Annotated in this window: 12 protein-coding genes; 7 read left to right on the top strand and 5 right to left on the bottom strand. The window is 60.5% G+C overall.

Annotated features, from left to right (window positions below):
- Window positions 1-93: 93 nt before the first annotated feature.
- The 6 genes from CKA81_RS15565 to CKA81_RS15540 all read left to right on the top strand — a co-directional run bounded on the left by CKA81_RS15565 (window position 94) and on the right by CKA81_RS15540 (window position 5,709).
- A complete protein-coding gene (locus tag CKA81_RS15565; protein ID WP_128356112.1) occupies window positions 94-1,575 on the top strand; it encodes an RNA polymerase factor sigma-54 in 1,482 nt (493 codons plus the stop codon).
- Between the two features lie 21 nt (window positions 1,576-1,596).
- The gene (locus tag CKA81_RS15560) at window positions 1,597-2,409 is read left to right on the top strand and encodes an ABC transporter ATP-binding protein (RefSeq protein WP_269467473.1); all 813 of its coding nucleotides are present in this window, start codon (window positions 1,597-1,599) and stop codon (window positions 2,407-2,409) included.
- A gap of 100 nt (window positions 2,410-2,509) precedes the next feature.
- A complete protein-coding gene (locus CKA81_RS15555) occupies window positions 2,510-3,325 on the top strand; it encodes a transporter substrate-binding domain-containing protein (RefSeq protein WP_128356111.1) in 816 nt (271 codons plus the stop codon).
- 6 nt (window positions 3,326-3,331) lie between these two features.
- Entirely contained in the window at window positions 3,332-4,042 is a 711-nt protein-coding gene (locus tag CKA81_RS15550) for an ABC transporter permease (RefSeq protein WP_128356110.1), read from the top strand.
- A complete protein-coding gene (locus tag CKA81_RS15545) occupies window positions 4,043-4,717 on the top strand; it encodes an ABC transporter permease (RefSeq protein ID WP_128356109.1) in 675 nt (224 codons plus the stop codon).
- Entirely contained in the window at window positions 4,714-5,709 is a 996-nt protein-coding gene (locus tag CKA81_RS15540) for an asparaginase (RefSeq protein WP_128356108.1), read from the top strand. The genes CKA81_RS15545 and CKA81_RS15540 overlap by 4 nt, the downstream gene beginning before the upstream one ends.
- Here CKA81_RS15540 and CKA81_RS15535 read toward each other — a convergent pair.
- The 5 genes from CKA81_RS15535 to CKA81_RS15515 all read right to left on the bottom strand — a co-directional run bounded on the left by CKA81_RS15535 (window position 5,703) and on the right by CKA81_RS15515 (window position 12,632).
- A complete protein-coding gene (locus CKA81_RS15535) occupies window positions 5,703-6,620 on the bottom strand; it encodes a pseudouridine synthase (protein WP_228255740.1) in 918 nt (305 codons plus the stop codon). The two genes, CKA81_RS15540 and CKA81_RS15535, sit on opposite strands and share 7 nt — an antisense overlap.
- A complete protein-coding gene (gene tdh / locus CKA81_RS15530) occupies window positions 6,617-7,645 on the bottom strand; it encodes an L-threonine 3-dehydrogenase (RefSeq protein ID WP_128356107.1) in 1,029 nt (342 codons plus the stop codon). The genes CKA81_RS15535 and tdh overlap by 4 nt, the downstream gene beginning before the upstream one ends.
- A gap of 12 nt (window positions 7,646-7,657) precedes the next feature.
- Window positions 7,658-8,860, bottom strand: coding sequence for a glycine C-acetyltransferase (locus tag CKA81_RS15525; protein ID WP_128356106.1), 1,203 nt, complete (start codon window positions 8,858-8,860; stop codon window positions 7,658-7,660).
- A gap of 13 nt (window positions 8,861-8,873) precedes the next feature.
- Window positions 8,874-11,501: a TRAP transporter permease gene (locus CKA81_RS15520; protein ID WP_128356105.1), complete on the bottom strand. Its 2,628-nt coding sequence runs from the start codon at window positions 11,499-11,501 to the stop codon at window positions 8,874-8,876.
- A 132-nt stretch (window positions 11,502-11,633) separates the two neighbouring features.
- Window positions 11,634-12,632 (bottom strand): TAXI family TRAP transporter solute-binding subunit, encoded by a 999-nt coding sequence (locus CKA81_RS15515; RefSeq protein ID WP_128356104.1) that lies wholly within the window; start codon window positions 12,630-12,632, stop codon window positions 11,634-11,636.
- 224 nt (window positions 12,633-12,856) lie between these two features.
- On the opposite strand from CKA81_RS15515, the gene CKA81_RS15510 reads away from it, so the two are divergent.
- Entirely contained in the window at window positions 12,857-14,770 is a 1,914-nt protein-coding gene (locus CKA81_RS15510) for a putative bifunctional diguanylate cyclase/phosphodiesterase (protein ID WP_164878424.1), read from the top strand.
- Window positions 14,771-14,777: the final 7 nt, after the last annotated feature.

Raw genomic sequence — 14,777 nt, 5'->3', positions numbered from 1 at the left:
AAAAACCGTCCGTTTAAGTTGGCATGCCTTTTGCGTGAACAGCAATGCGTGTGTTCAACGTGAATTCAATAAGGGAGACACGAAGTGGGACAAATGACTTATGAGCTGCAGGCTCGCCAACAAACCACCTTGACGCCTCGGTTGCAGCAGTCCGTAAAGTTGCTGCAAATGTCGACGCTGGATTTCAGCCGCGAGGTGGCTGAAGCTATCGCCAATAACCCCTTTCTCGAAGAGCAAGAGGAAAGCGATGGCGTAACAGCAGATAAGGGGCAAGGCACGATCCTGCCCGACAACGAGCTGCATGGCCAGAACCATGAGGACATCATCATGGGCGACGCGGCATCGGACGACTCGCCCGGCGACGACATGCCGGAAACCCAGCATATCGCCCCCGATACCAGCGAGTCCGCGGCCAGCTATTCCGGCGACTATCCGGCCAGCCGCAACAACGACCATCCCGACACCGACGTTGGCCAATGGGCGCGTAGCGAAACCAGCCTGCACGAGTCCTTGCGGGCCGATCTGTGCGGCTATCAGTTAAGCGAACGGGACCGCTATATGGTCGAGTTCATTATCGAAGCCATAGACGACGACGGCTACTTGCGCGTGCCCTTTGCCGAGCTGGCCGAACCCTCGCAATTCTCGCCTCCGGCCAGCAACGAAGAGTGGGAAGTGGCGTTGCGGCTGGTCCAGCAACTGGCCGCTAACGGTCTGGGCGCCCGCAACCTGGCCGAATGCCTGACCTTGCAATTGCAAGGCATGCCGGACGACACCCCCGGTCGCGCGCTGGCCATGACCATCGTTGACGGCCACCTGGATCGCCTGGGACGCTGCGACTATGCAGGCTTGGCCAAGTCGCTCCATCATCCGGCGGACGACATCCAGGAAGCCTGCATGTTGATACGCAAGCTGGATCCGCGGCCCGGGCGCCGCTACAGCAATGTCGATCCCGCCTGCTATGTCATCCCGGACGTCGTGGTGCGCAAGGTGGGCAAGCTGTGGGTGGCTGTTCCCAATGATGACGCCATTCCCCAGGCGCGCCTGAATAACGCCTACGCCCAGATGTTCCGCGAGACCCGCTACAGCGAACGCTCCCTGATGGCGCAAGCGCTGCAGGAGGCGCGCTGGCTGATGCGCAGCCTGGAGCAGCGCAGCAGCACCATACAGCGGGTCGCACAAGCTATCGTGGCTCGGCAACAAACCTTCTTCGACTACGGCGAGATCGCACTGCGTCCCATGATGCTTAGCGAGATCGCCGACGAACTGGGCATGCACGAGTCCACGGTATCGCGTGCGACCAGCAATAAGTACCTGGCGTCGCCTCGCGGGATCTTCGAGTTCAAACACTTTTTCTCCCGGGAGCTTGCCACGCGGACGGGTGGCACATGTTCGGCCGTAGCGGTTCGCGCTCTCATCCGCGAGATGATCGACGAAGAGAACCCGAAGGACCCGCTCTCCGATGTCACCCTGGCCAGCAAGCTGGCCCGCGAGGGTGTGATCGTGGCGCGACGCACCGTATCGAAGTACCGGGCGCAGATCAAATACCCGCCGGCGGAAATGCGCCGCGCCCCTTAGTGGAGAAAGGCCAGTCGCGTCATGCCGCTAAAATGGGGCTTTCCAGTCCCATTTAGCGCCATGACTATCGAGCATTACGCCGTTCGCGTCGAGAACATCCATAAGGCCTACGGCAGCAATGAAGTGTTGCGCGGTATCTCGTTCAGCGCCGAAAAGGGACATGTGCTGTCCATCATCGGCGCCTCCGGCTCAGGGAAAAGCACGCTATTGCGCTGCATTAACCATTTGGTTGTCCCCGACCAGGGCGAGGTTCATATCGCCGGCGAGGTCCTGCGCAGTCACCGCAAACGCGACGGCGTCGTCGTCAGCAGCGACGCCCGCCAACTCGAGCGGGTACGCGCCCGGCTGGGGATGGTCTTTCAAAGCTTCAATTTGTGGTCGCATCGCAGTGCCTTGCACAACGTCATCGAAGGTCCGGTGCATGTCCAGGGCATCGCGCGGGACGAAGCCATAGCTCATGCCATGCAGTTATTGGACAAGGTGGGCATGGCCGACAAGCGCGATGCCTATCCGGCCGAGCTGTCGGGCGGACAACAGCAACGGGTCGCCATCGCCCGGGCCTTGGCCATGAACCCCGATGTCTTGCTGTTTGACGAGCCGACCTCTGCGCTGGACCCTGAAATGGTCGGCGAGGTGCTTAGAGTCATCCGGCAACTGGCTGATGAAGGCCGCAGCATGATACTCGTTACCCACGAAATGAAGTTCGCTCGTGAGGTTTCCGACCACACCCTGTTCATGCACAATGGCCTGATCGAGGAAGAGGGCCCGCCGGCTGCCCTGTTCGACCAACCACAGTCGCCGCGATTGCGTCAGTTTTTGCTGCCTACGCAATAAAAGCCAGGCGCCCGACGCCCGCTGCTCTGCGGGCCGCGCGGCCCCCCCACTTTGGTAACATCACGTCTTCGGCAACGCCAATATCCACTAAGGAAACACCGTGATCAAACCATTCATACAGAGCGCCGCGCTGTGCGCGAGCCTGGCGCTGTTCGCCCTGAGCCCAGCCGCTGCTGACACCATCAAGATAGGCACCGAAGGCGGCTATCCCCCCTGGAGCATGGTCGATGCAGCCGGCAAGGTCAGCGGGTTTGATGCCGATATCGGCGCCGCACTTTGCAAGGAATTGCAGTCGGACTGCCGCTTCGTGGTCCAGGCGTTCGACAGCCTGATTCCGTCACTGGATGCCAAGCGCTTCGACCTGATCATCTCGGGCATGTCCGTCACGCCGGAGCGCAGCAAGCGCATTACCTTCAGCATCCCTTACGCCGTGGAAGACGCGATCTTCGTGCTGCCGCGCAGCAGCGACCTGGTTAGCGCAAGCAGCGCGGAAGCCATCTTTGCCGGCCTGAAGGGCAAGACCGTCGGCGTGCAGGGCGGTACCACTCATGGCGACTACCTTCGCAAGATGGCGCCTGACGTCACATTGAAAAACTACGACACGCTGGATCAGATGCAGATCGACCTGGATGCAGGGCGCCTGCATGCCACCTTTGCCGACCTGACCTCGCAATCAAAGTTCCTGCATAAAGTCGGCGAGAAAGACTTCGCGCTATCCGAGCTCATCATCAAGGGATCATCTGCGCCCGAAGTGCTGGGCTACGGAATCGGAGTAGGCATCAACAAGGACAACACCGAACTCAAAGCGAAAGTCGACGCCGCGTTGTGCAAGCTGATCAATGACGGCACCGTCAAGACCTCCAGCGAAAAATGGTTCGACATCGACATCTCGAACTATGAGGTCTGCAAGAAGTAAACCTCCATGATAGACACGATACTCAGCGTGCTGGGCGAGGGCTGGGGCTGGACCCTGCTGCGCGGCACCGCCATGACACTGCTGATATCGGTGCTGGGCATGGCACTGGGTATCGTGATCGGCATTGCGGGGGCCAGCATACGAACCTCGGGCATCCGTCCATTGCGGGTGCTGGTCAGCACCTACACGACCCTGGTGCGCAGCATACCCGAGCTGCTGATCATCTATCTGCTGTTCTTCGGAACGGTCCAGGCTGTGGCCGATCTTGCCGACGTCCTGGGATGGCAGGAAGCCATGACAGGCTGGTTTCCGGCACTGATCGGCATTCTTGCCATCGGCTTGATTTCCGGCTCTTACGGCGTCGAGGTATTCCGCGGGGCCCTGGCTGCCATCCCGACCGGCCAGATCGAAGCGGCCCGAGCCATCGGCATGAACGGCCGTCAGCGGCTTTTTCGTGTCGTCATCCCGCAGATGTTCTGGTACGCCCTGCCCGGCACCAATAATGTCTGGCAGACGGCGCTAAAGGATACGGCGCTGATTTCACTGGTGGGCCTGGTCGAACTGATGCGCGCCGCCGTGCTGGGCGCTGCAGCGACACGCGAGCCCCTGGCGCTCTACGTTATGGCGGGCGCCCTGTACTTCATCGTCGGCGTTGGCAGCCAGGCCCTGTTCGTGATGGCCGAAAGGCACTTCGGTCGCGGCATGAGGGGGCACTGAGTGGACTTCGCCCTCTTCCAGCACACCATCGTCAACCTGTTCCAGGGTTTCGGACTTACCGTTTATATCGGCGTGACCGCCATTGTGCTGGCCAGCCTCATCGGCCTGACCCTGGCCTTGATGCGCATGTCGACCCGTGCATCGGCCGCCCGTTTCGCATTCGTGTACAGCACCTGCTTTCGCGGCACGCCGCTGCTGGTGCAGCTATTTATTGTGTATTACGGTATCGGTACCCTGGATTTTGTGCGCGGCAATGCGGCGCTGTGGTGGCTGTTCAGTGATGGCGGGCGCTGCGCCATACTGGCGATCGCCCTGAACAGCGGCGCCTATATCAGCGAAGTGCTGCGCGGCGGCTTTCAGTCCGTGCCCAATGGCCAGATCGAGGCCGCCCGCGCCAGCGGCATGTCCGCTTTGCTGCGCTTTCGGCGCGTCGTGTTCCCGCTGGCCATACGGCAGGCCTTGCCCGCTTACAGCAACGAGATCGTCCTGGTCATCAAGGGAACCAGCCTGGCATCGACCATCGCCGTCATGGAGCTTACGGGGCACGCCAAACGCCTGATGAATCAGAATTACGCCATTATCGAAACGTTTGTCCTGGCAGGCGCGCTCTACCTGATGATCAACTTCTCCTTGCTGGCATGCCTGGCATTGTTCGAAAGGTGGCTTAAACGATGAAACAACGAACTCTGCCCTCGGTGGTCCTGCTCGGCACGGGCGGCACCATTGCAGCGACCGCGGCCGCCTCTACGACTTTAAGCGACTACGCCGTTACCGAGGGCATCGAGGCCTTGCTTGCCGCCGTGCCCGAGATCGCCGGTATTGCTGACATTCGTGGGCGACAGGTTTTCAACGTGGATAGCCGCCGCCTCACCAACAGCATGCTGCTGCGCCTGGCAAAGACAGTCAATCGTGAGCTGGCCGACCCGGCGACAAACGGGGTGGTGATCACCCACGGCACTGACTCGCTGGAAGAAACCGCCTACTTCCTGAATCTGACCGTCGACAGCCACAAGCCGGTCGTGATGGTGGGTGCCATGCGGCCTGCATCGGCCATCAGCGCCGACGGCCCGCTTAACCTGTACAACGCCGTGCTGCTTGCCGGACGGCCGGAGGCTTGCGGTCACGGCGTGCTGGTGGCCATGAACGACAAGGTTCACGCCGCTCGCCATGTCAGCAAGGCCAACACCACGCAAGTCGAAGCGTTTTATACCGGTGCCCAAGGCTGCCTTGGGCAGATCGCCAATGGCGTGGTCCACATGCACCAGACGCCCTTGCGCACTCATACCAGCAGCAGCATGTTCCGGAATACTCCGGTAAAAATACTGCCGGCGGTCGATATTCTGTATGACCATCAAAGCGCCGGCTTGCACTTGTACCAAGCTGCCATCGACGCAGGGGTGCAGGGCATTGTGGTTGCCGCCATGGGCAATGGCAGTCTGTCGCCGCAAGCCGAGAAAGGCCTGCGGATGGCAGCAAGGCAAGGCATCGCTTGCGTGCGGGCATCACGTACCGGTACGGGCTTGGTCACGCCCGCGGCAAGCGATGTTCGCCGCGGCTTCATCACCGCCGACAACCTCAACCCGCAAAAGGCGCGCATCCTCTTGATGCTGGCGCTGACCCAAACGCGCGAGCGCGCTGCGCTGCAGGGCTTTTTCGACAGCTACTGATGCAGGGCCAGCCGGCGCGAACTGGTGAAGCGCCGGGGGTGACCGCTAAGGGGATCGGTAAACGCGATGGTTTCCGCCAGCAATTGCAGTGGGCGCTCGTGGTCGTCGCTATCGTTGTAGGGCTGAAGCTCCGGATAGAACCGGTCATGGCATATGGGTATGCCAAGGGCGCTCATGTGCACCCTTAATTGATGTTTGCGGCCGGACAGCGGCTCCAGGCGGTATAGGCCCAGCTCGCCATGCCGTGACAACAGCGTAATCGCCGTTACGCTGTTGGGCGTGCCTGGCACTTCCTGCATGGTGAAGTGGCCCGGCCTGGGCTCGAGGCGACTGCGGCGCTCCAGGGGCGATGACAAATTCAAACGCCACGGCGCCATGGCCAGGTACTCCTTGTGCACCAATCGGTTCTGGAACAAGCTTTGGTAGGCACCTCGACTGGCCGGGTCAACACAAAACAGCAGAACTCCCGCGGTTTCCCTGTCCAGCCGGTGCATGGGACTAAGATCGGGCAGGTCCAGTGTTTGTCGCAAACGGGTAAGCGCTGTTTGGTACAGGTATCGACCGCCCGGCGTGCTGGCCAGAAAGTGCGGTTTGTCGACCGCTACCAGGTGCTCATCTCGATAAAGCACCGGCAAATCAAAAGGCAGTTGCACTTCGTCGGGCACGGCGCGGTAATACCACAGCCAGCCTCCCGGGTGGTAGGCGGCTTGCGCCGATTGCGGTGTGCCAGTGCTGTCAACGATCTGACCAGCGGCCAGCCTGGCTTGCAGGATAGCGGGGTCTACATGCGGAAAACGCTGAACCAAAAATTCGCCCAGACACTGCCACGGGCCCTGCGGCAAAAATACCCGGCTGGGCGCCACGCCTTCGCGCATCGGCAACGGCGCCACGCTGGCCGGCTTACGCGTCATGCCGCCCAGTCCAGCACCACCTTGCCGCTCTGCCCGGACAGCATGGCATCAAAACCCTGTCGATAGTCATCGACCGAAAAACGATGCGTAATGATGGGCGACAGATCAAGGCCGCTTTGCAGCATGGCAACCATTTTGTACCAGGTCTCGAACATCTCGCGCCCATAGATGCCCTTGATCTCCAGGCCCTTGAAGATGACTTTGGTCCAGTCTATGCCAAAGCCTGCCGGGGGAATGCCCAGCATGGCGATCTTGCCCCCATGGTTCATTTGCTCGAGCATGCTGGTAAATGCGCTGGGCACGCCGGACATTTCCAGGCCCACGTCAAACCCTTCCGCCATCCCGAGCTCGGCCATCACATCGGGCAAAACCTCATTGCTGACGTTGACCGTGCGGGTGGCGCCCATGCGCGCCGCCAGGGCCAGCCGGTAGTCGTTGACATCGGTAATCACGACATTACGGGCGCCCACGTGTCGGGCGATGGCAGCCGCCATCGCGCCTATGGGCCCGGCCCCGGTAATCAGCACGTCTTCGCCGACCAGGTTAAAGGCCAGCGCGGTATGCGTCGCGTTGCCGAACGGGTCGAAGATGGCCGCCAGTTCGTCGGGGACATCATCGGGAATCTTGAAAGCATTGAAGGCTGGAATGGCCAGGTAATCAGCAAACGCCCCAGGCCGATTTACCCCGACGCCTTCAGTGTTACGACACAGATGTCGCCTGCCCGCCCGGCAGTTGCGACAGAACCCGCAAGTGATGTGACCCTCTCCGGACACGCGGTCGCCGATACGAAACCCGCTGACCTCCTGGCCGACTTCGACGATCTCACCGACATATTCGTGGCCCACATGCATGGGAACCGGGATGGTCTTGCTGGCCCACTCGTCCCATTTCCAGATATGGATGTCCGTGCCGCAAATTGCAGTCTTGCGTATTTTTATCAGGACGTCGTTGTGGCCGACTACCGGGCGGGGGACTTCCGTCAGGGTCAGGCCCTCGGTGGGCTCGAGTTTCGCGAGTGCTCGCATTGCGTGCTCCGATTAGACAATAACGCCCAGGCGTCGGCCTACGCGCTCGAAGGCGGCTACGGCGCGTGAGATCTGTTCTGGCGTGTGGGCTGCGCTCATTTGTGTGCGGATGCGGGCCTTGCCCTTGGGCACCACGGGATACGAAAAGCCGACAACATAAACGCCTTCTTGCAACAGTTCGTCTGCCATCCTGCCGGCCAATGCCGCATCGCCCAGCATGACCGGAATGATGGGATGCTGGCCCGGAACCAGATCGAAGCCCAGGTCTGCCATGGCCAGCCGGAACTGCCGCCCGTTGGCTTGTATCCGCCCGCGCAGGGCAACGCCTTCATCGCCCTGCAACAGCTCCAGCACCTTCAACGAGGCGGCAACAATGGCGGGCGCCAGCGTATTGGAAAACAGGTAGGGTCGCGAGCGTTGCCGCAGCAGTTCCACTACAGCGCCGCCAGCCGCTACGTAACCGCCCGACGCCCCGCCCATGGCCTTGCCCAAGGTACCGGTAAGAATATCTACGCGGCCCTCGACGCCGCAGAACTCTGGCGTGCCGCGGCCATGGTGGCCGATGAAGCCGACCGCGTGCGAGTCGTCGACCATGACCAGGGCGTTGAACTCGTCGGCCAGATCGCAGATGGCGCGAAGATCGGCAATGATGCCATCCATGGAGAACACGCCATCCGTGGCAATCAGCTTGTAGCGCGCCCCCGCCTCGTCCGCCGCCTGCAATTGCTTGCGCAGGTCGTGCATATCGTTGTTTGCATAGCGATAGCGCGCAGCCTTGCACAGCCGAACGCCATCGATGATGCTGGCGTGATTCAGCGCGTCGCTGATGACGGCATCGCGCTCGTCCAGCAAGACCTCGAACAGGCCGCCATTGGCATCGAAACAGCTGGAATACAGGATGGCGTCTTCAGTGCCCAGGAAAGCGGACAGACTTTGCTCCAGTTGCTTATGCCCCACCTGCGTGCCGCAGATGAAACGAACCGAAGCCAGGCCGAAGCCGGCAGCGTCCATGCCGGCCTTGGCCGCCTCGATCAGGCGGCTGTCATTTGCCAGGCCCAAATAGTTGTTGGCGCAGAAATTAAGGACATGACTGCCATCCTGCAAATTGACCTGCGCCGACTGCGGTCCGGCCATGACACGCTCGGGTTTATAGTAGCCGTCATCCCGCAACTGGCGTAGTTGCCCCTGTATATGGTCGAGAAAGGCAGGCTGCATACCGTGGGCCTGGTCAAGCGGCGGCCAGGGTGCCCAGGCGACGTCCGCGCCTGCCCTGTGCCATCCAGATGAATACCAATAGCGCCAAGGCCGGCACATAGACCCAGAACTCTGAAGGTCGCCGTGGATTGGGCACCTGCACTTCGGCAATATCCCAGCCCTGCTCCCAGCCCGACCGTCTGGCCTGGCTGCCAAAGCGAACTGCTGCAATCTGGGCTTGGTCGCCAAAAGCCATCACGGTCAAACCGGCCATCGACAAGCGCTGCAGCCCGGCGGCGTCGCCGCTTGCCTCGCTGTCTTCGGGCAGTGCCGGAAGGGGCACGGCCACGGTTTTTTGTAGCTCGTCGCCTTCCAGGTTCATGCCGCTAAGCACTGCGACCAGACGCCCCTTTTCGGGCATTTCAGCGGCAATCTTCAGTAGCTCTGAGGTAGGCCGTGGCGCGTACTTGGGCTCGATATAGTTCATGAAGAAATCCGGTCGGAACAACATGAAGGTGACCAACAGCAGCAAGGCGATCTCGAGCCAGGTTGCCTTGACTCGCATCCATGCCATGGTGGCGGCGGCGAAGGTGAGCGAAGCCAGGGTAGCGCCCCCCACGACGAGCAGCAGCTCGGACCAGCCCTCCACGTCAATCAGGAGCAACAGCGGATTGAAGATAAACATGAACGGCAACACGGCGGTGCGCATGGCGTAGGTGACACCCTGTATACCGGTCTTGATGGGATCTTCGCCCGAGATCGCGGCTGCGGCAAAGGTGGCCAACCCCACAGGCGGTGTAATGTCGGCCATGATGCCGTAATAAAACACAAACATGTGAACGGCAATAAGCGGAATGACCAGCCCGCTTTGCGCGCCCAACTCGACTACGACCGGGGCCATCAGGGTCGCCATCAGGATGTAGTTGGCGGTGGTGGGCATGCCCAGGCCCAGCACCAGGCAAACCGCCGCGGTGAAGAACAACATGACCAAGACGTTGCCCATGGACACCAGCTCGACAAAGGCGGTCATGCGCAAGCCCAGCCCCGTCAGCGTGATGGCGCCCACGATCAGTCCCGCGGTACCGCAGGCGATGGCGATGCCTATCATGTTGCGGGCACCTTCCTGCAGGCCGGTAACCGTATCAGTCACGCCGACCTTCACCATGGGTGCAACCGCCTGTTTACGGAACCAGGCAACCAGTGGCCGTTGCGTCAGCATCTGGATGAGCATCGCGACCACCGCCCAAAAAGCCGAAAGCCCGGCGGACAGGTGCTCGACGGTCAAACACCAGACCAGAATCCCGATGGGGATCAAGAAGTACAAGCCTGCGCGTATGGTCGGCCAGGCTTCCGGGCGGGTCGGGTTGGTTATGTTGACCTCCGTGGGGAGATCCGGGTGCTGGGCCGCCACGCGGAGTAGCCACAGGTACAGGGCCACCAGCAAACCGAGAAGGATGGCAAACGCAGCCTCGCCCGCCACCGCCTGCACACCCACACCGATCCAATACACCAGGCCCATCACAATCAGGGAGCCCGCAATGCCCATGCCCCAGCCGCCCAGCTTCTGCAAGACGGTGCGCGGCTTGCCGGCCGACATCATGGGCTGTATACCCAGCTTGAGCGCTTCCAGGTGAACGATATAGAACAGCGCAATATACGAGATACTGGCCGGCAGCAAGGCGTGCTTGATGATGTCGGTATACGGAATGCCCACATACTCGATCATCAGGAAGGCCGCAGCACCCATGACCGGCGGCATGATCTGGCCGTTGACGGACGATGCCGTCTCGATGGCGCCGGCCCGTATGCCGCCATAGCCCGCCTTCTTCATGAGCGGAATAGTAAAGATGCCCCCGGTTACTACGTTGGCCACCGATGACGCCGAAACAATACCGTTGACGGCCGACGATACGACGGCGACCTTTGCCGGGCCGCCGCGCAAATGACCCAGCAGCGCGAAAGACACCTGCATCATGTAGTTGCCCGCGCCGCAACGATCCAGCAGCGAGCCCAGCAACACGAATATGAAGATATAAGACACCGACACGCCCAGCGCCACGCCGTAGACGCCTTCGGTAGTCAACCACATATGGGATACCAGGCGCTCGAGCGATGCGCCGCGATGGGACAAGGCATCGGGCAACCACGGCCCCAGGAACACGTAAGCCACAAAGATGGCGCCCAAGACGGCCATGGGAGCACCCAGGGCGCGTCGCGTGACTTCCAGCAAAAGCACCAGGCCGATAGCGGCAACGGTGATGTCCATCGTGGTCGGAATACCCGGCCGCGTGGCCAACTCGTTATAGAACAGAAATAGATAAGAACCACAAAATCCAGCGATCAGCGCGAACACCCAGTCGTGCCAGGGCATCTGATCTCGGGGCGAACTCTTGCGCGCCGGATAAGCCAAATAGCCTAAAAACATGGCGATGCCCAGATGCAGGGCGCGCGCTTCGGTATCGTTGAAAATCCCGAAACTGAAGGTGAACGGCAGCGGCGAGGCATACCACAACTGGAACCCGGACCACAGGACCGCGCCCCAGAACAACACCGCGCCGGTGATGCCGCCGACATCGCGGCCCCCGCGGTCGACGTCGGCAACCAATTGTTCAAGATTGGCGTTGGTCGCCGCCGCGTCGATCGTTGAGGATGTTGTACTCATGTTGATTCTCTGGTGGGTTCCTTCCGGGCTGCGTCTTCCTTGGTATGGAAGACGAGCGAACAAACTTGCACGGGCGGCTTGTAGCCGCCCGTTTATCTACCACTGCATCGCTGATGCGATGCATCACTATGGTTACAGCAGGCCTTTTTCCTTGAAGTATTTTTCAGCTCCGGGATGCAATGGCGCTGACAGGCCGTTCTTGACCATGTCCTTGGGCTCGAGATGGCCAAATGCCGGGTGCAGCTTCTTGAAGTCTTCGAAGTTATCGAATACCGCCTTCACGATCAGATACACCGTTTCTTCCGGCACGTCGCTAGACGAAACGAAAGTGGCCAGAACACCGTAGGTGTTGGTTTCCTGAGGGTTGTTCGGATACAGACCGGCGGGAATGCTGGCCTTGGCGTAGTAGGGGTTATCGGCTACAAGCTTGTCGACCACCGGCCCGGTAAGCGACATCAGTTGCGCACCGCAAGTCGTGGTCGGATCCTGGATGTTGGCCGAGGGGTGGCCCACACCGTACATGAAACCATCGATCTTGCCGTCGCACAGCGCCGGTCCGTGTTCGTCAGGCCGCAGCTCGGACGCCAGCGAGAAGTAGCTCAGGTCCAGGCCTTTGGCTTGCAGGAACTGTTCCATGGAAGCGCGTGTGCCAGACCCTGGGTTGCCGACGTTGAAGCGCTTGCCTTTCAGGTCGTCGAAAGATTTGATATTGGCATCCTTGCGGACCACGTAAGTGAAGGGCTCGGGGTGCAGCGAGAAGACCGAACGCAGTTTGTCGTAAGCGCCGACGTCCTTGAACTGGCCCTCGCCCTTATAGGCGTTGTACCCGACATCGGACTGAACCACGCCCAGATCCAGCTCGCCTGCCTTGATCGTATTGATATTGAATACAGAGCCGCCTGTGGATTCGACGGAACAGCGGACGCCGTGATCCTTGCGGTCTTTATTGACCAGGCGGCAGATGGCGCCACCGGCCGCATAGTAAACGCCTGTTACGCCGCCCGTGCCGATGCTGACAAACTTTTGCTGAGCCGCTGCGGGCAGCGGCGCAGCCAATGCCGCGAACATGGCCGCAGCGCTGGCTGTCAGGGCCAGTCGCTTGCTGAATGTAGTCGTAAATAACTTGCGCATAGTGGATCTCCGTGGGTTTCCCCAGTTGTTATTTGCTGGCTCCCGGTCCAGCCCGTACTAAAAATCGACGAAACGCCTATGCTACCGCGTGAGAATAAAATCGAACAAAATTTTTCCTCAGGGTTTGCCCTAGACATGGACGCGGCATGCCACAAGAGGCCCGGCGCTTGACGCAAGCGTATCTCGCTTCTACGATGCAACCATTCTTAACACAAGCTGTCCGAGTGATTCCTATCGTACACGACCAACGAGCACCCAAAGTCGATCGCCGCGAGGCATGCGGGCTCATCATCGTCGCGCTGACTGTTTTCTACGCCCCGCAGGCCCTGGCTTCCTCCCACAGCATCGCCGACCACCCGGGTGCCCGGTGGTGGCTGGTGTGCTGCCTTGCTGCGCTGCTGGCCCTTGCGCTGGCGACCGCCATATGGCTGAAGATAAAGGTGGCCCGCCAGACGCGTCACCTGGTCGCCAGCGAAGCCCGCCTGAACACCATCCTGGACAGCGTCGATGCCGCCATCTATATCAAGGACAGGCAGCTTAAATACCAGTATGGCAACCGCAAGGTTTGCGGGCTGTGCCGTCTCGACCCTCCCGACCTCATCGGGCATACTGACGATGACTTGCACGATACGCCCCAACTCGCGACCATCCGCCGCAACGACTTGCGCGTGATCAACCAAGGGGAGCGGATTGCCAGCGAAGAGCAGTTTCGCGACGTGGACGGCAAAGTATCCACCTACTTCTCGATCAAGATCCCGCTATTGGACGCCCAAGGCCGCGTAGAGGGCCTGTGCGGCATATCGACCGACGTCACTGAGCATAAGGAAACGCAGGAGGCCGCCCACCGACTCGCCCATTTCGATCCCTTGACCGGCATGCCCAATCGACGACAACTGCTCGAGCGCATAGAGCAAGCCATGCAATTGATTCAGAATGGCAGTGGCGTCGGGGCGCTGCTGTGTATCGATCTGGACAACTTCAAACGCGTAAATGACGCGCGCGGCCACATCGTTGGCGACACACTGCTGCAGATCGTCTCAACGCGCCTCAAGGAACTCAGCCCCGAGGACAGCATGGTGGCGCGTATCGGCGGCGACGAATTCGTCATCCTGCTGCCACATCTTGGACGCAATACGGATTGCGCCGCCCGCGAAGCCATACAACTGGCCGAACACCTGCGCGCCGCTCTGGAACAGGCCGTTATCCTTGACGATCAGTCTTTTGCTTGCAGCGGCAGTATCGGCGCGACGCTCCTGCGGCCCGACGGCAAGACAACCGAAGACGTCCTGCGCGAAGCCAACACAGCCATGCATCGCTCGAAAGGAGCCGGACGCAATCGCGTGGCCTTCTTCGAAACCGCCATGCAGACCGAACTGGAAGAGCGGCTGGCGCTTGAACATGACCTGGCGCACGCCATAGGCACCGACCAGTTGGACATGCATCTACAGCCTCAATACGATGCCTCTGGCAGCGTCGTGGGGGCCGAACTGCTGATCCGTTGGAACCATCCCGAGCGTGGCGCCATTTCACCGGCGCGTTTCATTGCCCTTGCGGAAGAGACAGGCATTATCCTGCGCATTGGCGACTGGACATTGCAGCGCGCCTGTCAGGCACTGCGAGAACTGCAGGCGCACGGTCATTCCTATCCCATCTCTATTAATGTCAGCCCACGGCAGTTTCGTCAATCAGACTTTGTAAGCCGGGTGCGGGAGATTCTGCTTGAGCCGCAGGCTCCTGCCGACCGCCTGACCTTCGAAGTGACTGAAGGCACACTGATACAAGACATTCAGGATGCGATCGACAAAATGACCCAACTGACGGCCCTGGGCATACGCTTTTCCATCGACGACTTCGGCACAGGTTATTCGAACCTTACCTACCTGAAACGCTTCCCGCTGCACGAGCTGAAAATCGATAAATCTTTTTTGCATGACACGCCGGCCGACCCCGACAACCGCGCTATCGTGAAGCTGATTCTGGCCATGGCCAGGCAACTGAACCTGAAAGTGGTGGCGGAAGGCGTGGAAACCCAGGACCAGGCCGACTTCCTTATCGCGCATGGCTGCGACAGCCTGCAGGGTTATCTGTATGCTCGCCCCATGCCAATTTCGCAATGGTTGCAGTCGCCATCGACTTAGGCCGGCA

Origin of the sequence: Pollutimonas thiosulfatoxidans (assembly GCF_004022565.1) — a bacterium.
In the GTDB taxonomy this organism is placed as follows: Bacteria; Pseudomonadota; Gammaproteobacteria; order Burkholderiales; family Burkholderiaceae_B; genus Pusillimonas_D; species Pusillimonas_D thiosulfatoxidans.
This window is presented reverse-complemented; position numbering and strand designations above follow the sequence as displayed.